This is a genomic window from Paenibacillus sp. PvR133, assembly GCF_017833155.1.
Classification (GTDB): Bacteria; Bacillota; Bacilli; order Paenibacillales; family Paenibacillaceae; genus Paenibacillus; species Paenibacillus polymyxa_B.
Map to the genome: position 1 here is coordinate 178,665 of NZ_JAFIBS010000001.1, position 20,623 is coordinate 199,287.

At 39.6% G+C, this 20,623-nt stretch carries 17 protein-coding genes and 1 pseudogene; 5 read left to right on the plus strand and 13 right to left on the minus strand.

All coding sequences use genetic code 11. The annotated features are described in order from the left end of the window. The first annotated feature begins 42 nt into the window (after positions 1-42). From JOE49_RS00785 to JOE49_RS00800, 4 genes are read left to right on the plus strand one after another with little or no spacing between them, the layout of a single operon-like run. Positions 43-942, plus strand: coding sequence for an acetaldehyde dehydrogenase (acetylating) (locus JOE49_RS00785; RefSeq protein ID WP_209940421.1), 900 nt, complete (start codon positions 43-45; stop codon positions 940-942). Beyond that, positions 939-1,967, plus strand: a complete 1,029-nt coding sequence (dmpG, locus tag JOE49_RS00790; RefSeq protein WP_209940422.1) for a 4-hydroxy-2-oxovalerate aldolase — start codon at positions 939-941, stop codon at positions 1,965-1,967. Before JOE49_RS00785 ends, dmpG begins: the two co-directional genes overlap by 4 nt. Then, the gene (locus JOE49_RS00795; protein ID WP_209943531.1) at positions 1,967-3,154 is read left to right on the plus strand and encodes an aminotransferase class I/II-fold pyridoxal phosphate-dependent enzyme; all 1,188 of its coding nucleotides are present in this window, start codon (positions 1,967-1,969) and stop codon (positions 3,152-3,154) included. Before dmpG ends, JOE49_RS00795 begins: the two co-directional genes overlap by 1 nt. A 44-nt stretch (positions 3,155-3,198) precedes the next feature. Next, positions 3,199-3,648: a GNAT family N-acetyltransferase gene (locus tag JOE49_RS00800; protein ID WP_209940423.1), complete on the plus strand. Its 450-nt coding sequence runs from the start codon at positions 3,199-3,201 to the stop codon at positions 3,646-3,648. Positions 3,649-4,401: 753 nt separating this feature from the next. On the opposite strand, the gene JOE49_RS00805 is transcribed toward JOE49_RS00800, so the two are convergent. The 10 genes and pseudogenes from JOE49_RS00805 to JOE49_RS00850 all read right to left on the minus strand — a co-directional run. Then, on the minus strand, positions 4,402-5,055 hold the full coding sequence (locus JOE49_RS00805) for a hypothetical protein (protein WP_209940424.1): 654 nt from the start codon (positions 5,053-5,055) through the stop codon (positions 4,402-4,404). Between the two features lie 11 nt (positions 5,056-5,066). Then, positions 5,067-5,204 (minus strand): hypothetical protein, encoded by a 138-nt coding sequence (locus JOE49_RS00810; RefSeq protein WP_209940425.1) that lies wholly within the window; start codon positions 5,202-5,204, stop codon positions 5,067-5,069. A 186-nt stretch (positions 5,205-5,390) separates the two neighbouring features. Continuing rightward, a complete protein-coding gene (locus JOE49_RS00815) occupies positions 5,391-6,809 on the minus strand; it encodes a restriction endonuclease (protein ID WP_209940426.1) in 1,419 nt (472 codons plus the stop codon). Between the two features lie 366 nt (positions 6,810-7,175). After that, positions 7,176-9,974: a TrlF family AAA-like ATPase gene (locus tag JOE49_RS00820; protein ID WP_209940427.1), complete on the minus strand. Its 2,799-nt coding sequence runs from the start codon at positions 9,972-9,974 to the stop codon at positions 7,176-7,178. A gap of 969 nt (positions 9,975-10,943) precedes the next feature. Further along, on the minus strand, positions 10,944-11,795 hold the full coding sequence (locus JOE49_RS00825; RefSeq protein WP_209940428.1) for an SEC-C domain-containing protein: 852 nt from the start codon (positions 11,793-11,795) through the stop codon (positions 10,944-10,946). Further along, positions 11,792-12,127 (minus strand): hypothetical protein, encoded by a 336-nt coding sequence (locus JOE49_RS00830; RefSeq protein WP_209940429.1) that lies wholly within the window; start codon positions 12,125-12,127, stop codon positions 11,792-11,794. The genes JOE49_RS00825 and JOE49_RS00830 overlap by 4 nt, the downstream gene beginning before the upstream one ends. Positions 12,128-12,532: 405 nt before the next feature. Then, positions 12,533-12,868 carry a hypothetical protein gene (locus tag JOE49_RS00835; protein WP_209940430.1) on the minus strand — a complete coding sequence of 112 codons (336 nt, stop codon included), beginning with the start codon at positions 12,866-12,868 and terminating at the stop codon, positions 12,533-12,535. A gap of 276 nt (positions 12,869-13,144) precedes the next feature. Then, positions 13,145-13,438 (minus strand): hypothetical protein, encoded by a 294-nt coding sequence (locus JOE49_RS00840; RefSeq protein ID WP_209940431.1) that lies wholly within the window; start codon positions 13,436-13,438, stop codon positions 13,145-13,147. 636 nt (positions 13,439-14,074) lie between these two features. Next, positions 14,075-14,863: a TrmH family RNA methyltransferase gene (locus JOE49_RS00845; RefSeq protein ID WP_023990230.1), complete on the minus strand. Its 789-nt coding sequence runs from the start codon at positions 14,861-14,863 to the stop codon at positions 14,075-14,077. Between the two features lie 75 nt (positions 14,864-14,938). Beyond that, positions 14,939-15,604: pseudogene (locus tag JOE49_RS00850) on the minus strand (potassium channel family protein); the annotation flags it as partial. Positions 15,605-15,764: 160 nt separating this feature from the next. Between JOE49_RS00850 and JOE49_RS00855 the strand changes: the two are divergent. Continuing rightward, complete coding sequence (locus JOE49_RS00855) at positions 15,765-15,998, plus strand: small acid-soluble spore protein SspI (protein WP_016819939.1); 234 nt, start codon at positions 15,765-15,767, stop codon at positions 15,996-15,998. Between the two features lie 151 nt (positions 15,999-16,149). Here JOE49_RS00855 and JOE49_RS00860 read toward each other — a convergent pair whose 3' ends face one another. The 3 genes from JOE49_RS00860 to JOE49_RS00870 form a co-directional block, all read right to left on the minus strand. After that, positions 16,150-17,730 (minus strand): peptide chain release factor 3, encoded by a 1,581-nt coding sequence (locus JOE49_RS00860; RefSeq protein WP_013311888.1) that lies wholly within the window; start codon positions 17,728-17,730, stop codon positions 16,150-16,152. Positions 17,731-18,038: 308 nt separating this feature from the next. Continuing rightward, positions 18,039-19,595, minus strand: coding sequence for a glucose-6-phosphate dehydrogenase (zwf, locus tag JOE49_RS00865; protein ID WP_025723630.1), 1,557 nt, complete (start codon positions 19,593-19,595; stop codon positions 18,039-18,041). Positions 19,596-19,782: 187 nt separating this feature from the next. Further along, positions 19,783-20,547, minus strand: coding sequence for a YwmB family TATA-box binding protein (locus JOE49_RS00870; protein ID WP_028541400.1), 765 nt, complete (start codon positions 20,545-20,547; stop codon positions 19,783-19,785). Positions 20,548-20,623 lie beyond the last annotated feature (76 nt).

A 20,623-nucleotide genomic window follows, 5' to 3' on the forward strand; every position in this document is an offset into this window, starting at 1 on the left:
GCAGAAACCATTTACAGTTTATTGAAAGGACGTGAGAAACTTATGCTAACTACATTTCCAAAATTAAAATGTGCAATAATTGGTAGTGGGAAAATAGGTACAGATCTACTGAGGAAAATTATAAAGTCGCCATATCTTGAATGCAGTGTCTTTATAGGCAGAAACCCAGAATCCGATGGTCTCAGAACCGCTCAAGAGATTGGTATAAAAACCTCCCATAGGGGGATTCAGGAGATTATTGAGAATCCTTCTTCTTGTAACTTGGTGTTTGATGCAAGCTCGGCAGAAAACCATTTCAAGCATGCCCCGATTTTAAAAGCCCTTAATAAAAAAATAATTGATATTACTCCGTCAAATCTCGGGTTTCCTTGTATTCCTGCCCTAAACACTGCTGAAAGTCTTCTACATAATAATGTGGGACTGATTACGTGTGGGGGACAAGTGTCGATTCCCTTGGCTTATGCAATCAGCGAAACCCACAAAAATACTCAATATATAGAAGTAGTTACAACTATTTCTTCTTTAAGTGCAGGTAATGCTACTCGTTCAAATTTAGATGAATATATCGAAACGACAGAACAGGCGTTAAAATATTTTACGGGCTGCACTAAAGTCAAAGCTATTCTAATTCTTAATCCGGCTTCTCCTGCGATTAATATGCAAACTACAGTTTTTGCTAAAGTTAAAGATTACCATTTGGACAAACTTAATCAGGAAGTCCAAACTATGGTAGCCAAAATCCAAGAGTACGCAAGTGGATACCGTATCATATCTCCTCCTGTAATTGATAATGAGCGAATAGTATTGATGGCCTCGGTTCAAGGTTCGGGAGATTTTCTCCCTTCCTATTCCGGCAATCTAGATATTATTAATTGTGCGGCAATCAAAATAGCTGAAGAATATGTACTCAATTCTTATAGAAGCGAGGTGGTTGGTCAATGAATGTTACTGTCTATGATCCCACATTACGCGACGGCTCACATGCTAACAGTCATCGGTTTAACCCATTTCAAATTGAAGAATACTGCAAAGCTGCAAATTCTATTGGTATTCCTGTAGTTGAAGTAGGGCATGGCTGTGGTATTGGGGCCTCTTCTTTACAATTAGGAGAATCATTAACTTCTGATTATGAAATGCTGACAGCAGCACGCGCTATGCTAACTACTTCTAAACTAGCAGTGCATGTCATACCTGGATTTGCAACTATTCATAAAGATTTGGAACCAGCATTCGAAGCAGGCGTTGATATTTTTCGAATCGCTTCACATTGTACCGAAGCAAATGTTACTCAGAAACATATTGAATTTGTAAGAAAGAGAAATTCCGAAGTTTACGGAGTGCTGATGATGAGCCATATGGCTCAACCGGAAAGACTACTTCAGGAAGCGCATAAGATGGAGTCTTACGGAGCGTATGGGATTGTTCTAATGGATTCAGCGGGTGCTCTGTTACCGGATGAAGTGAAGCAAAGAATTTCACTGCTTTCCTCCCAGCTAAACATTCCTGTTGGCTTTCATGCCCATAACAATCTTGGTTTGGCCATCGCTAACTCTCTTGCAGCAATTGAATCAGGAGCTTCAATCATAGATGGAACACTTCTAGGATATGGTGCTGGTGCAGGCAACACCCAAATAGAGTTATTAGTTATGCTACTGGATAAAATGAAATACACTACAGGTATTAACAGCAATCTGTTGATTGAACGCATTCCCGAATTGCGTAAAATCCTAGAAATTGAGCACCCGCTGATTGCCCCAAATGCTATAATGTGTGGAATTTCCGGTGTCGTATCCACATTCTTAAAACCAATTGAAAGAGCTGCCGAAGAGTATCACGTTAATCCGCTAGAGCTTTTCCTGGAACTTGGCAAAAGGAAAGTCGTCGCTGGTCAGGAAGATACAATTATTGAGGTTGCTCTTCAATTGCAGAGTGCGCCGCTAATTATCAAGGATAAGGTATTACAGTGATGAGGACCAAAAGTGAATTCAAAATAGTACCTTCCAATGCATTCGAAAGACTACCCGTCCATTTTTTTCAGCAGATTATACGAAATGCCACGACTATGAAAGAAAGTGGCGCGGATATAATTAATCTGAGTACGGGAAATCATGACCTCCCAACGCCTACACATATTGTGAGAAAACTCCAGGAAGAAGCTGAATTGAGTGAAAATCATCGGTATCCGCCCTTTGAAGGCTATTTCTTTTTGAAACAAGCTGTTGCAAAACGATATTGGGAAGATTACAAAGTTCATTTAGATCCAGAAAATGAAATAGCAGTGATCCCCGGAGGGAAAACCGGGATCATAGAACTCTGTCAGTGCCTGCTAAATCAAGGAGATGCATGCATAGTTCCAGATCCAGGATATACTGACTATTGGTCAGGAATTGATCTAACAGGTGGAGAAATGATTTCATTGCCACTAGATAAAAATTCAAATTATTTGCCGAATTTAGATCTTATTTCATACGAGCAAGCAAGGCGAAGTAAACTAATGTTTGTGAATTATCCGAATAATCCGACAGGAGCTGTAGCAACTTCAGAATTCTACGACAGGTTGATAGAATTTGCACTCTATCATAATATCGTGATTGCCAGTGATTTTGCCTATGGTCCCATTGTCTTCGACGGACTGAAGCCTGAGAGTTTTCTTAAGCATCCCCGTGCCAAGAAAGTAGGAGTTGAAATATATACACTCTCTAAAATATACAATATGGCTGGCTGGAGAATAGGATTTATAATAGGAAACTCCAAAATTATAAACATGATAAATAAATTTCAGAACCACCAATATTGTGGAATTTTTGGACCTATTCAAAAAGCAGCTTGTGAGGCACTGCTCGGCTCACAAGATTGTGTAAAAGATTTAGTATCCCTTTATCAAACAAGAAGAGATGTATTTTATAATGCTCTTCATAGCATCAATTGTGAAGCAATCCCTTCAAAAGGGTCTTTTTTTTGCTGGATCCCTACACCTAAAGGATTCTCTTCTATGCATTTTAGTGAGATATTGCTAAACCAAGCTCATGTGGTAACTGTTCCGGGTTCTGGTTTTGGCAATTCGGGTGAGGGTTTTGTTCGATTCAGTCTTGTGAGCTCGGACAAACTTCTTGAAGAAGCCGTTCACCGTATTGATAAGCTACACTTATATTAATTGCCTTTTTTTCTTAAGTTAAAATGCTACAAGGAGGTATAGTGATGCTAAAAGTTATTGAAATCAAAATCATACACTGTTTAGTCGATTCAGAAATTCTACCTTTGGTAAAATCAAGTGAATTAGAGGGTTTTTCCTATTTAAGACGGTTAACTGAAGAATACAAACATAACATTAACCGTTTTGATAAAAAAGGCGAACTACTAATCGGTGCATATCATTCAGAAAAGTTGATTGGCATATGTGGGTTGAATCAAGATCCTTTCCTAAATGATAAGTATGTATCGCGTTTACGCAGAGTTTATGTATCACCTGTTTACAGACGCCATGGAGTTGGCCGTAAGTTAGTGGAGTATATTATCACCCACGCCAGACAATATTTTAAAATACTGGTCTTAAGAACATTAACAAATGAAGGAAGAGCTTTTTATCATTCATTAGGCTTTATCTTTGATCCGCAAACAGAACATTACACGCATAAATTACCTCTATAAAAAATATGAATACTTGGTATATACACACCAAAGCAAGCAAAGTGGGAAACAGGTAACCTTCCCCTGTTGTTCTCTTTTCTTTATATACAAGTGCAGCCTGTCAATATCTATCGTTCTGATGAAGGTATGAGTATATAACCATACAAAGATATGTCTGTTCCAAGTCTGGAGTATATTATTGACAAATTACTTTAAATATTTCGATGTGTCATGCCATATTTCTGGTTTCAATACAATTTCAACTGCCCCCCGTCTAGTAGACAGTATAAATAATAAGAGATATTTAAGCGACCTTGGTCCTGAATTCCACGGACTGAGGCCGTTTGGTTTGGCCTGTAATCGTTCGTTATTGTAAAAATGGATGTACTCCGTTGGAGTTCTTCAAAGGTTCGGTAACTATGCAGGTAGTACTTCTCACATTTCAATATCCCCCAGAAGGACTCCATCGGCCCGTTATCAATACAACAGCTCACTCGGGACATGCCTTGTTCCAGCCTCGATTCGTCTAACCTCTCCTTAAATTTCAAAGAAGTATACTGATATCCACGGTCGCCGTGAGCAGTGGACGCCCCTTCGGTTCGGATTGCATGGCAAGCTCCAATGTCTCAAAAACCCAGCGAATTATTATTGGAATGGCATAGAACATAGGAAACAACCGAAATTACCAATTGCGTGTGCTGGACTCACTGATAATGATCCGCCAGAACTCATTACAACATGCTCCAATATAATTGGGTAATAAATATGCTGTTTTTACGATATTCGTATCTTCATTAACTTCGCTAAAAAAACTTCGAAGTTCGAATCAAACGCCCCCAAGTTAAACAGTTTTAGTTTCTTCTTGAGAATATCAAAAGTAGCGATATCAATAAGTTGATCATGTGAAGGATTAATCTCATAAGGAATGGCGCGTTCTTGATTCGTTACATACAGTACAGGTACACCAATAGAGTTATACCGACCATGTGAAGGCTTGCCTAGCAGAGCTATCCACAACTCCTCAACTGTGTAAGCCTTACTGGAGTCCACTGCTCTTGTTCTACCTCTAAATAGCTTTACTTCTGAAGCTTTTAATATGTCGTACTCTCCAGCATCGTAATGTTTTTTTAGAACATTGTATATGGCTGCTCCTGTCTTATTCTTAAACGCCAGCATTGGTTGCTTTCTGAGGACATCCCGAAATTTCAACAAATCTTTTTCAGAGATACTTTCTTCATATTTCTCCGCAAATTCCGAGAAAGCTTCTATCTCAAAACCAAGCATGCTTTCAACCTCTTGATTAGTGTACACATCATCCTGCTCATCAAAAATACTGGCATCCGGATTATTTCCATCCCTCGCATGTCTTCCATACCCACACTTACACTTAATCAGTTTAACGAAAACTAGAACTAAAACATCAGGCACGCCAGAATCCCTTAAATATGTCGATCTGCGATCCCAAACTTCTCCATGAGTCTACGATACGTCCAACCTTCTTCGATATGGAGTCGTATAGCCTCTACCTTGGTTTCAAACGTATACTCATTAAACTTTGTTCCTTTTTTCGCTGGCATAAAAAATGCACCCCCTAGATTTCATCGGATAAACTAGGGGTTTATTCCAATGTCTATTCTAAGGGGTGCACTTCACTCAGTGAGCGGGTTTTTTAAATGGAGGCGAGGGGAGTCGAACCCCTGTCCGAAGATAACGAAACATAAGCTTCTACGGGTGTAGTCGCAGTTTTGATGTCACCCGAGTAACTAATGAATATCAGATTGTTCATTCTGAAACTTTTCAATTGCATCGCTAAGTTCATCGAAGTATTCCATAAGTTTTATCCTTGTAGCGAATTTGTTTTTCATATAACTAGGGTGGATCATAATAACAAAATCATATACTGCATCTGGATCTTCATTTTCATCCATATCAGGTAGATAAACAAATCTTTTTGATATTTTAAAATGCATCATTATAGATATTGGTAATCCGCGCATCAAACGATCAAGCTTCTTTTCATTGTCTATTACACAAATTATTTCTGCTGAAAAAAGATGCTCGAATGAAATATCGCGTTCAAAAGATATTTCAGTCCAATCATTAACTTGATTGAACAATTCGATTGCCTCAACACTACTATTAATCGATCTAATTACGCTAACAAAATCTAATTTCGACAAGGTGTTCACCAACCTTTCGAAAGATTCACTCACTGATTTCTCTTGTTTTTCCCCTTCCAGTTCCCACCCTTCCAGCTCGTATAAACTGTGATAGTTTATCTGCTCCTTCCGCTCAAATCCCCAAGAAAAACTACCTAAGAAGGGTTGATAATAATCATAGTGATCAGCATCGAAATGATCACTATTTTCTGAATACGAGTATAGATGCACATCGAAAGAGTAACTTTGCCCATCCTCCAGAACATACCCATGACGAAGTATCTCCTTAATAGATCCGTGTAAAAAATATGGAATTTCACCAGAGGGATAGAGATAATCAATATACCAAGTATAGTTCCCATTTTTATCATCGAAATGTACTGCTCTAGGTCGAATCATATGTTTATTAGGTAAAGGAAGGTGTTCAATTTCGTTTATACGTGCAGTGATACTTTCTAGGTGGGGTTCAGCAGATGAACCTATTCGATTCGACAAGTGAATATAATATCCTTTATAGTTAACCACCCATCGATTCGGGTTTTCGGTCGCATATATCTTCCACCCATCATTAGCAGATATAGGGAAAAACCTCTGAGCTATTTTCCATGAACTTGGAGTAGACAGCATTCTTTCAATTGCAACACTATCTAAATATATTGCTGATAAGTTGTTATTTTTGTTTTGAGTAATAGCTTCAAGTCTATTAACCACAGTAGAAGAAGGATACGTAGAACACACTAGTAAATATCCTGTTGCATCATGTTGATAACATGAGTCAATTATATCATCGAGATCATTCTTTTGTACTGCTCGATCCCCGTGTGCAAAATGCTTACATTGAACAAGCCAACGCTTTTCAATAGATAATAACTGACTTTTTGGAGTTTCAATACATATTAAGTCTTTACCTCCATCAGGTCCTTTTCCACTCCAATATACTTTCATGCCCATACTAAATAGAAGTTCTCTGACTAGAAGTTCAAAATCGTTTCCATTTACACCAAGCTCTTTAAAATCCAGCATCTCTTTTCCCCATCCTCTAAGTGTTCTAAACCCAACACCACAACATAACGACTTCCATTTGAATATCATCTAAATAAAAAGTGGACTCTTCTCCTCAGATCAATTAAAAAGTCTGTATTTGTAGCCGTCTTAGATCAGACCATTAATTAACCAAAACTTTTCATCAATTTAAAATCCTTTTACAACCAAAAATTCCAGTAACATTCAATGTATCTCACTGCACTTCAAATAAACTAAAAGAGAGCACTTAACAAGGTCTCTCTCAAACTCCGGGAGAGTCATTTCGTGCTGTTTCCTAAAAAAATAGTAAAAATCACCAATCAAGGATATGAGCACTTTCTGACCTTGACTGGCTCTGTATAACATCTATATATTTCTTGAAAATCCATATTTACTCTCACGTTGTTTGAACGCTTCTTCCCCACCCTCAAGCAAACTAGCAACTTCTTTTCGAATAGTTGCATTTTCAATTGATCCCGCTCGATATCGAATCTTATTGTCTAGAAAATCAGCAATTATTATTTGTTCTGCATCAGAATTAACAACTAAATTAGCATTATGAGTCGCAATAATAATTTGCCGTTTTTCTTTTGCTTTTCGGAAAGTAGACAGTAGTTCTTCTGATATAAATCTATTGTCTAAATTATCCTCAGGTTGGTCCAATATTATCGGGTAATCACCATCAGCTAAATATAACTTCAATATAACTGCACCCTTCTGACCCACACTAAGTTTGAATAGTTCCACACCATTGAAGTATACCTTTGTATCTAATTGACAGTAATCACTAGTGAGCCATTTCAAGTAATCGAAAAGAGATTTGTTTTTTCTCAAAAAATTCAATACTGAGTTATCTGTCCTTAATGCAAATGTTATATTTTTTTCTAAAAAATCAATTACAGTAGTACTGCACTGGTCTATGAAATCATCTGCGAGTTTCCTTTTGTCAAATAAATCATCTGCAAGTTCCTGAAATCGCAGTTTATCAAAACGAACCTCTGCTTTAAAGTCGATATTTTGAAGTATATCTTTTTCCAAAGATTTATATATTTCTATAATACGATCATATGAGTTTTTCTGACTTTTGTAGTGTAACAACAAGCCCTCGTATTTATCATTTAAGTCCTTTACCTTTATCCCGAATTCAAGTTGTTTTTTTTCCATCTCAGAGATTCTCTCAGTAATTTCTTGCATATTCTTTTCTATGCTGTCTTTTTCTCTTAGTAAACTCGCTTGTTCATTTTGTTTACCAGTAAATTTCTTAATATCATCAGAGTATTTTTCACGCTGTTCTTCTGAATCTTGTTTCCTTATTGTTGCATACGCTTTGTTTTTATTAATTACCGTAATGATATCGTTGAAATCCACATGAGGTACTGTCTCCATAACTAGCTGAGTATTATTTTGATTAAGACTATCAACTTTAGCATTTGTTGTAATTTGAAACTCATCAAGTTCTTTAATTAAATTTTCACAGCCACTAATAAATTCCTTTGATTTTTCATACTGCATTTCCAATTCTCTCACCTTTTCAGTGGCTTTGAGAGCGGCTTCTTCTTCTTCTTGAGTTAATGTTCCATTGAAAGCAAGCAATCTTAACTCTCTGTCTTTTTGCTCACCTTTTTTGATTTCAAGTTGTCGAATCAGTCCTTCTAAAACTTCGGGTGATGTTTCTGTTATTAAAGTATCAATTTCACCTATAAGGGTTGATATCTCTCGATTAGTTTGAATTATTTTTTCATCTCTTTCCAAATAAGAACGGTATTCACTATCCTCTCTCTTTGAAAGATGGCTGAAAATTAATTGCTGGATATCTTTATGCAGAGCTTTAGTATTACCTGCAACCTCTTCAATTTTCCCTTGTGGTAGATAACGAATTTGCCCATTTGCAAAAAAATTTTCTTCGGAGATTTTCTTTGAGAAAAAACTTTGATTATCTAGATATTCAAGTGATACTTCTAAACCTGGACATTCCTTTTCAATTCTTTGCACAAACGAATTTTGGTCTTCATTACTACTAATAGTAGGTTTCCCCTTCAAATCGTAATGACGACTTCTATCGTACTCTTTATAACAGTTTGCAATCAGATCAAGTACCGCAGTCTTACCCGAACCCTTCCCACCAATAACTGCCACTAAATTTTTATTGAATTCGAGCTCGACACTCTGGAAGGATAACTCTTGATTAATATCTGTAGAGTTCAATTTTATTTTTTTCAATGAGTAAATATTTTTTTTACTATCTGGTTCATCTTTTTGTATTTTCACTCTAGTATCTGGCTCAAATAGTAACTGCCGTAAACCAGCAAAGGTTGGTTCACCTTTTATCCAACAAAACCTATCTAAATCTGGCTTAAATAATTTATTAAAATCATGAGCATCTGAACCATGTAAGCAAGCCTTTACCCCCCCATATTTCCTAATAACTTCTTCCTTGGAATCAACTCCACGGCCAAGAAAGTACTTTTGGTCATTGTCATTTCCTGAAAAAATAAAATCAACACTTCGATACAATTCTTGCCTAGTAGAGGCTATAGCATTATCTTTAAGTCCTGAGATACCATCAGAGGAGCTATTGCTTGCAACGATGAAAACTTTGTCCTTATACCGTTGGTCTGTCTCTATCAAGTTTCTCAAATCGGTCATATTGACTTTAAATTGTTTAACCCCCTCTTTATAGCTTTCTACATCACTCTGAAGTTCAGGTTTGTATTTTATTCCCAATTCAATTAAATCATTTTTATTGCACTTATATTTACTTCCACCATATTCATATTTCAATTCTTCCAAGAATCGTTTAATGTCCTGTACCACAAGTTCATTAGAAAAAATGCAGTGGACATTTATTGCTTTGTTCTTATCTGTAATAGGAACAATGCGAAATTCAACATTAGCTAGTATCAGATCAATATTTCTTAAACGACCTTCGCTTTTATAAGCCAGCATCCTTTCATAACCGTCAACCGAGCAATAGTCAGTAATACCTATAACAGAGATTGTGGCATCTGCTGACTCTAGTTTGTCTATGTACTTCTCCCAAATTTGCTCTTTATAATGTGCAGACTCTTCCTTGTTATCAAAACTATATTGCATATTAAGAACTGATTCAGGAGTATGGACATGTAAGTCCCATCTCCTCCATGTTGATCCGACTGATTGATTCATGCTATGCATCCCTTTCGTATCTCGAATCACAATTGACGTATTCTTAAGAATTCTAACAACTGCACTTTTTAAACACTTTTCAACAAAATATTTCCACATAACTAGACAAAATACCTTCTTTTCTCACAATGAATTAGAACTGAAAAACTATTGACTTTTCATAAAAAAGTTTAAACACACGCTAAATTGAATCTTTTTGGACTTTATAATTGTACGCACAAGAAAAACACCGAGGAGTCGCATACCTACTTCTTTATAACTTTTTCTAATTCATCTTCTTCATCAGACACTGAAGGGAATGCGTGGAAATCTTCCTATTGAAATATGTGGTGACGCATATGGAAGACCAACTACGCGACCATTACTAATAGGAAGTTAATCAGTTGTGTAAAACAGGAGTGATCTGGACAATGAAGGTTATCGAGGATCATAGATCTAATGCCTCGATCTGACAAATTGTTCTATAGCGAAGAGAAGGAATATGTTCTTTTCACTGTTATTATTTTACTAGACTTAGCAAGATGATTGAATATTCGAACAATAACCAGTCCAGCAAGATTTTACAAACGTTATATCTCCCCGAAAAAGCAAAAAACCACCTTACAAGGTGGTCCCGCTGATGCTATAAATAGAGGCTTGCCATGGTTAATGCAATACCACATTTCATCGGGTGTGGTTAGAAGTAAAGGTACCTTTACTTCACGGCAGTCAAAAATTCGACTACTATGGTCTCCCCCTGAAAATAGACGACACATAGATTTCTACATAAAGCTAACCGTTTGATGTTGTCGGCCGAACATTGAGCGTCATATAGAGCCGGATCGAGTTGCTAGTCTTCCTCAGTTAGCCACCAGGCTGAAACTAGACAACATCACACTAAATTCAATCTTATCTCAGGGTGTACCTAAATTTCATATACGACTACAGAGTCGTCCTGTGATAGATATTACGCAAGTAATGTAAAGGAAATTAATCTTTGTACTCAATTAACTTCAACTCTCCCGGAAAATCTTTATGGAAAGTCACAATACAATGTGGCCTGAGTACTCCTACTTCACTAAGACAGCAATCTTCATACTTCTGTCCTGATTCACAAGGGCAATCACTGCTCTTATTAACATGTGCATACCTAGAGTGAGGGTGTCTTGCTTTAGTCCAATTTACATCCCAACCATGAAAAGGTGAAATAAGTCTACTAATCACATATTTAACCAGATGGTAGTCGTACTGATCTTTTGTTCTCCCGTTTTCCTGATCTGTAGTAAACACCACAGAATATTTTTGCAAAGGGTTGGTTACTAAAGAAATTCCTAACATTTCAGACTTCGTAATAATGCGGTTGCATAGTTCACCATTATAGACTTCACCCACCCGATGTCCGCAAGAGTTTCTAATTGATATCGGCCTTTTACATATACTACATATCTTTATTTGTGTAACATACTCAGGACTAAAAAAAATTTTGTAAGGAAACAAGACCTGAAATTTTTCAGTATACATTTTAATATGGCTAAGTTTATACAGATTGAATTCCTTAGAAAAATGACGCTCTAACGATAAAACTATTAACTCTACTTGTTCTAGAGTCCTCCAACCTGCGTAATACTCCTGACGTTTCATCTCCCAGAAGGCAGAAATAAATGCTTCTTGTGCTTTTAAGGTAGCTTCGTAACACCATATTTCTTTAGCTAATAGTTGATCACCATTTGCTACAGCAACTCGCTTTATGTCCAATAATTCATTAAGTATCTGATTACTATCGCGAATATTATAATTACTTTCAGCATCAATCAGTTTTTTCTTGATTTGATGTAGATTCATCTTCTTGCACCTCCACATCTCCTCGAACTAGAGTCTGAACAGTTGGCATGATTTTCTCTTCGAACTCTACTGCTGGCCCTTGATATTGCAAACGAGTTGCTTTCATTTTCACTCTCAGGAAAGGCTCCCCCTATCTCCTGAGCAATTTTTAATGCAGACTGTTCCGTCTTAATGTTCTCATAATCGTATTCTTCCGGATTCAAATAATGATTTAAATAATCCATTACATACTTCAAAACAGCAGACATGTTTTCAGCATGACTTTTAAAATCAAACTCATCAAGCTTATCCTTTTTCTTCATTTTTGTTATGTATTGATCAACCGTAAGCATTATGATTCCCTCACCTTCAATTTAGTTGAAATTGTATTAAAAGACTCCCGAATCCAAAGATTCAAAGGAGTCTTGTTCTTGGATGAGGTACATGGATTCAATCGAAAAATATTGTTTACCATCTTCATATGTTGATTTCCATACAACATTATTCACTACAGATGGTTCTAAACTGAATCCCGATGATCTCCAGAATATATCCATATGGAGAAGACAAGATGCTCATACTCCCCACATATTGATTTCATTTTGAAAAAGTTAGGTTAAGTAAAGTTTAAACTTTTTCATCCTAGGACAAATAAACTTCCGAGTGTAGATTCCTTTGACCTGAACCAGTTCGTGTCTTCATATCAATTTCGATCTTATATTAAAATCAATTGTCTTTAGCTGTGACGGATGGCTCTACTACGAAACACTTTCATCCACGTCGAGCTGTTGTTCCATTTTCGCTTGGCTGATTGCTGAACGAGAATGTAAATACTTTATCTGATATTTCTGTACCTTGCTGGTAATACTGTTCACTCCGTTCTTAGCTTCAATGTCGAGGCTATATACGGTATTAAATTTGCTGGTAAGGTCCAGCTTGATGTTCGGCGGACATAATGTAATCCCTTGAACTTTGAGCAACTCAAGTGCAACGAAGAGTGGTTCAATCAATTCCGGCCCCGACATTTCCCCAAACATGTTATCCGTAATTAATAACCCAGGTGAATCATCCTCATTCTGCTCTTTTAGAAGCATACAGTCTTAGGCAGCAATTTCGCATACTGGTATTGGTAACTTTTATTGTAAATTTTTATAATAGTCCTCATATTCGAACATTATGAAGCTGTAAATTCATTATTTAGTTAGGGTTTACTCGTGAAACAAAAGAAAAATCACACAATCGATCCCAAACTGGGAACTCATCTGTGATCTTGCTTTCTTGAATATTTTCCTTTGGCTTGTCTGTTTATTTCATGTAGAATCACATTTCAATTACGATGAAATGATACCACTCACTGGACTTACCATCTTTCAATCTGTTATTTTTTCAATATCCTTATGTTTTTTTGAATAATAAATCTCTGAGCACCACTTAATTTGAGGCTCTCTATTCTTCTCATAAATTTTTATTAGTTGGTTTAAAACAAAAATCTTTTGTACAATATTTTCACTGAAAAAGTTGAGCTGTCGATTATAAAAATTAATATCCTTTTGATAAGGGTGGCGATCCTTTTGGTTCCTCTCATATACATCAAGAAGCTGAATATGTAAATTATATATATCTTTATAATTAATCTTAATCTCCTCCCTTTTTATTTTCATCATCAGTATACCCGTATATCAAACGAAATAGACAATTTACATCAATATAATATTTCTCAGAAATTAATAAACAAAATGAAATAACAGATGGGTACTTTTTCATCCTAGCTTAACAAATACAATCTAAAAACAGGTTTGCTAATTATCTAAATATCCTCAAAAGCTAAAGACAAACTTTGTCTGAGTATCGACGGATGTATCTTCCAAAAAGCAGAAAGAGATTTGAATGAGGGTAACACTTTCCCAAAAATGGGTTATCATTTCACCTGCCATCCATAACGTAAAAACAGCCCCGAAATAAAGAGCTTTCATCGAGACTGTTTACTTTAGATATTAAATTGTCCTGTAGGTAAGAATGTATATAAATTTTATTATAGCCGAGCAAAGGTAATTTTCCCTTAGATAATGTTTGTCTCACTTCTTGTTATAAAAAATGGCTGTCCTTTTTCACCATAAAATAAGATAATTTAGATCAATCTTAACAGATAATTTTGATTTTACTTAGTCTTTATTCCCGTTTTCACTGGGTTTTCGGGGATATTGACTGTCTCATTTAGATGATATAAACAGTCTCATTTAGTATTATAAATTGTCTCAATTGATGTTATAACCCACACCAGCAGCCCCGTGTTCATTCTCTTAGTTTCGTTGTCTCATCGCCTCAAATAATAGCACCGTAGAAGCCATCGCTGCGTTCAGTGATTCCGCTTGCCCCTGCATCGGAATGAATACCGACTCATCCACCATGCGCGCGGTAGCAGCAGAAATACCTTGGCCTTCGTTTCCGATCACAAGCCAAGTGGAAACACGCAAATCTATGGTATAGCATGACAAGCTCGCATCCAGTGAGGTGCTGAGCAAGCGGGCACCTTTACTTTTGGCCTGCGGTAAAAGCTCCTCCAGACTGCCTTCAATCACCGGCAGGTGAAACAACGATCCCATCGTGGAGCGGATCGTTTTGGGATTGTACAGGTCGGCGCAGCCATGACCCAATATTACGCCTGCGGCTCCAGCAGCGTCCGCGCTGCGGATGATGGTGCCTACATTGCCGGGGTCCTGCACCCCGTCCAGCACCATCACCAGTGCATCCGGCTGCTCCAGCAATGCCGGGAATGCGCTGCGCTCCTCCTTACGCACGATGGCAAAGACCGACTGCGGCGTCTTCGTATCGGTGCATTTTGCAATGACCGCCGCTGACACGGGAACCCATTCCACCGGCTGGTCGGCTGGATCCAGGCCATTCAGCTCGGCGGGAATGCCCTTGTCCAAATCATAGGCGACGGTTTCGACAGCCGCGTCCGAACGCAGCGCTTCCTGCACCAGATGAATACCCTCGACAATATATTTATGCTGCCGTGTGCGATGCTTTTTCTCCAGCAGTTGCGCCCACTCTTTTACACGCGCATTATTCGGTGAAATGATTTCCATTCGTTTAACCTTCCGTTTCTTTGTCCGTTTCTTAAAATAAATGATGCATCACTTGTACTTGAACATCAGCCTTCATTAGGCTGCGAATGCCAGCTCCAGCTTGGTCAGATCATCCTTGTGGCCCACAATGACAAGTACATCACCCGGCTCCAGACGATCTTCGGCATAAGGTGAAATGTTCATTTCCTGATTTCTGCGAATCGCCATCACATTGCAGCCGAAGCGTGCACGTATGTCTAGCTCCTTCAGGTTTTTGCCAATCATGGAATCGGCGGCTCTCATCTCCAAAATACTGTAGTCCTTGGACAGCTCGATATAATCCAAAATGTTGGGAGATGTCAAATGATGGGCTACCCGTAACCCCATATCCCGTTCAGGATAAACGACTTTATCCGCACCTATTTTTTGCAGCACTTTCCCGTGCAATTCATTTTGTGCCTTGACCACAAGGGCTGGTACGCCCATGTCCTTGAGAATCAATGTCGTCAGAATACTGGCCTGTATATCTTCGCCAATCGCAACTACAATTACGTCAAAATTACGGATACCCAGCGCTCGTAGCGCTTCCTCATCCGTCGAGTCAGCAGATACCGCATGCGTCACAATATTCGACATTTCCTGTGTACGCTGCTCGTCCGAGTCAATAGCCAGCACATCAAAACCCATCTCACTCAGCGCACTGGCAACACTGGAACCAAAACGGCCCATGCCAATGACCGCATACTGTTTTTTTGCCATTCCTTCTTTACCTCCCGATCACCATACTGTCCGTCATAGTATAGCATATCATGTTGCAAACATAAATTTTGACATACTTATGCCAAATGCTTCTCCATGTATACTGGACAACAGCCCAAGCCATAATACATTCGACCACTACTACAACATACGGGAGGTACACATGCCCATTACAATGGATTTACGACAAGCAATTGTTCACAAAGTACACGGCAAATCAGAAGCTGATCTTACGGACATGATTATTGGGTCAGTGGACGGACCAGAGGCCGCTTTGCCTGGATTGGGTGTCATTCTTGAAATTGCTTGGAAGCATATGAGTCCAAACCAGCAGCACGATTTCGTCCATTTGGCACATGAACAAATCGATAAAATCAAACCCGTACCTTTAACCTAGCTCTAGCTATTTAACTTTTTGTTCCGATTTAATTGTGCTCATTATTTTACCCGTATTCTAAAATGAGAATAGTCCACTCGCATTAACATCGAGTGGACTATTCGTTGTATACACTAAATGACTGAGATCTAACGGTTCTGCATACTCAATCTTATGGAGCCATTTCCAAAAACTTAGCTGTCGGGTTTTTCTCCATAGCCGTACGCATGGCATACTCATTTTCGAACAAGGCAACATAATTGCCCTTCTTATCCTTTACCAGCGTAGAGTTAATACGGAACTTGCTCGGATCAATCTGATCATCCACAATCCAACGTGCAAATTGGAATGGCATACGCTGAAGCTGTACATCAACGCCATATTCACCCTTCATGCGGTACTCAAATACTTCAAATTGCAGTTGCCCGACAACACCCAATAGCGTATCGTCAAAGCTTACCGTACGGAACACCTGAATCATACCTTCCTCGGTCAACTGGTCAATACCCTTCAGATACTGTTTGTGCTTCAAGGCATTTTTCACCGTTACCTTGGCAAAAATCTCAGGCGAAAAGGTCGGCAATTCATCAAACACAACCTCGCTACCTTGGCTGAGTGAATCACCAATACGGAAAATACCCGGGTCAAACAATCCTATAATATCGCCAGGAAAAGCCTCCTCGACAATATCACGGTCCTGTGCCAGGAACTGCTGTGGCTGAGACAGCTTAATCTCCTTGCCCATCCGTACATGCTTAACACTCATCCCGCGTTGAAACTTACCGGAGACAATACGCAAAAATGCAATACGGTCACGGTGAGCCGGGTTCATGTTCGCTTGAATTTTAAATACATAGCCGGTAAACTTTTCGTTTGTTGGCTCAATTTCCCCAGCTGTACTACGGCGCGGCTCCGGTTTAGGAGCAAGCTGAAGGAAGTTTTCCAAAAATGTTTGTACACCAAAATTATTAATCGCACTGCCGAAGAATACAGGTGTTAATTCTCCACGCTGTACTTTTTCCATGTCAAAAGGGTCACCCGCGACGTCAAGCAACTCCAAGTCTTGGCATAATTGGTCATGCAAATATTCGCCCGCCATCTCACGAATGATTGGATCATTGTAATCTTCCACTTTTTGTACTTTGATCGTGGAATGGTCATCTCCCTGAAACAGCTCGACCTGATTTTTGACACGGTCATAGACACCACACAGCTCGCGTCCTGTACCAATTGGCCAATTCATAGGCACCGAACGGATGCCAAGCACCTGCTCCAGCTCCTCCATCAAATCAAAAGGACTGCGTCCCTCACGATCCAGTTTGTTAATGAAGGTGAAAATCGGAATTCCACGCTTCGCACAAACTTGAAACAGCTTAATCGTTTGCGCTTCCACACCTTTCGCTACGTCAATCAGCATGACTGCACTATCTGCTGCTGTTAATGTACGATACGTGTCTTCACTGAAATCCTGGTGACCTGGGGTGTCCAGAATATTGATGCGGTGACCATTATAATCAAATTGCATTACTGAGGATGTTACAGAGATCCCCCGCTGTTTTTCAATCTCCATCCAGTCACTCGTGGCGTGTTTGCTTGCTTTACGCGCTTTAACTGAACCAGCAAGACGAATCGCGCCCCCGAACAGCAGCAGCTTTTCCGTCAGTGTCGTTTTACCCGCATCCGGGTGAGAAATAATCGCAAACGTACGCCGTTTGTCGACTTCCTGTTGAAGTATATCTGTTGTTTTACTCATTTCACATATCCCTTCATGATCAAATCCATTGCATTACTGCTCAAGCTATTCATAAAAAGGCCATGACGCACGCCTGTTTTCATAAGTTCATCGGCCCTATCAGCTATATTGCCGTTAGCTCCAGTATTCGGCGTACTCCGTTACCATATTCATTATAAATACGATCTATTTACATGTTTTAGCCTGCCTTTAACTTATAATCAGTTGCAAACTGAAAACCTGAGACTAAGCTATTATAGCACACTCGGAACGCAAAGCATCCCCTTACGTCCTGAACAGGACATAGGGGGATGCAGGACAAATTGGGATTACTGAACGCCGCCTACTCGCCAGATGACATTATCTTCATCCTGACCGCTAACCGGCCACCACTTGAAGCCATCCTGCTCCAATAGCTTGTGAGCACCTTCCGGTCCCCATGAGCCTGCAGCATAGGTTTCCAGCGTATCCGGGGCCTGCTGCCATGCCTTGGCGATTCGATCGACGAATCCCCATGCCGTGGCAACCTCATCCCAACGCGTGAAGTACGTCGAATCACCCTCAATCGCATCCATCAGCAATCGTTCATAAGCCTCTGGTGAGTTGATACCCACCATACAGCTTTGGCAAAAATCCATAGCCAGTGGCTCAATATCTGATTCGGAACCGGGTTTCTTGGCATTGATTTTAATGTAAATGCCCTCCATTGGATTGACCCGAATCACGAGCAAGTTCGGTTCTAGCTTATGCTTTTGACCGAGATACACGTTCGTTGGCATGCTCTTAAATTCCACAACAATCTCCGTTGTTTTTACAGGGAGACGTTTGCCCGTACGAATATAGAACGGTACGCCAGCCCAACGGAAATTATCAACAAACACGCGTGAAGCAAAATAAGTCTCTGTGTTCGACTGTGGATCTACCTTGTCTTCTTGGCGATACCCCGGCAACTGCTGGCCGCGATAACTGCCTTCGGTGTATTGGCCACGTACCACATTGGTTTTCACATCCTCAGACGTTTCAAAAGGGCGCAGCGAACGCAGCACTTTTACCTTTTCATCACGGATATCCTCAGGCAACAAACGACTAGGTGGTTCCATCGCAATCATCGTTAGCATTTGCAACATATGGTTCTGTCCCATATCCCGCAAGGCGCCGGAATGATCGTAGTAACCTCCGCGTTCCTCCACCCCTACCGTTTCACTAAGCGTAATTTGCACATTGGCAATATGCTTATTATTCCACAGTGGTTCAAAGAAGGCGTTCGCGAAGCGGATCACCTCAATATTTTGTACCATTTCCTTACCAAGATAGTGATCAATCCGATAAATTTCTTCTTCGGCAAATACTTCTCGTATTTCAACGTTCAATTCTTGTGCAGATTCGAGGTTATAACCGAATGGCTTCTCAATTACTAGGCGATTCCAGCCCTTGCCATCCATCATGCCGCCATCTTTCAAGCTCTTCGACACGCTTCCGAATAATTCAGGAGCCAAGGCCAAATAAAACAACCGATTTCCCGGTATGTTAAACTTGCTTTCTATAGACTCCGTCTGCTGTCTCAGCTCATGGAACCCTTCGACATTGTTTATATCCAGCGATTTATATTCAAAATGCTCGGCAAATGCCTGCCATTCTTGATCATTTTCTGCTTTGTAGCGACTAAACTCCTGTATGGAAGCATACAGGTCATTACGGAATTCTTCCTCTGTGCGCGGACGCCTTGCTACACCAATAACGGCAAAATCTTCAGCAAGCTTGCCTTCGCGGTACAAGCTGTAAATAGCAGGAAAAAGCTTGCGACGAGCCAAATCGCCCGTAGCGCCAAAAATAAACAGAACTGCGCCTTGCGTCACAACAGATTCTTTAGCAGGTATGTCAGCCATGAAGTACCTCATTCTTCCCATGTCAAGATTCCGCAATCCACAATCCCCGAAATCCGCATGTAGTATTGTGTATATTTATACAAGATCATACTTGATTTTCGAAAAACATGGAACTAAAGATTTGATGATATTTTATCATATCCTACATGGATAAGCTATCCGATGAATCATAAATTTACCTTATAAGTCAGTATTCAATCGTGATGAGCGGGAAACCGAGCGTTATACGTGTATTCTGCTGCTCCCTATCTTCATGTACAGCCATCTGCATCTGGACCTGATGCTCACCGCTTTGAATCATTAACGGCAGCTCTGGAGCTTCATAGGATATAGCCACAGTAGTCGCATCCGTATATCTTTCTTTGGCCTGCATGGAAATGTTCTCTGCTAAGCTCGCCTCTGTCAGTTTCAACAGTTGATCTTTGGATTCCTTTGTATGCAGCGAACGCTGAAGGGCTGTGTTCCACTGCGCTTGAATCCCCATAGATTTTAATTGCTCAGCACAAAGCTTATGAAGCTGAATCAACCGCTCACGTCCTGCATTATTACTCTCCAGTTGAACAACTACATACCATTGTCCAGTTTGACGTTCCATCACATTTAAGCGGATTCTTAGATCCTCACTATGACGAACAGAACGATAAACCGTGTGTCCATTTTCTACGAGTTTGTTTACTGTGGGTATATTCAGCTGATCGGCTATCTGTGCCGCCACATCTGCCGGCTCTTCATGGTTAGAAATCCAATCGCCTTGCCACTTCACAACCAGCTTATCCAACGTACCCGGGGCCTGGTCCGAGATGATTAACAATGAACGTAAAGCCGTTTCTGCTTCGCGGGAATCATATCGGTTTGTCTGAAGGGTTCCGTAGCGCCAGCCAGCCAGTACCAGCACTGTTCCTAATACCAAAATTGCAATAATCCCTTTTTTAATCAGCTCTGCTTTTAACATTATCGTTCCCCCGCTCCACAACCATCCGATTCCCACACCTACGCTCTGGTTACTTTCTTTTTCGGCTGGTTTGAAA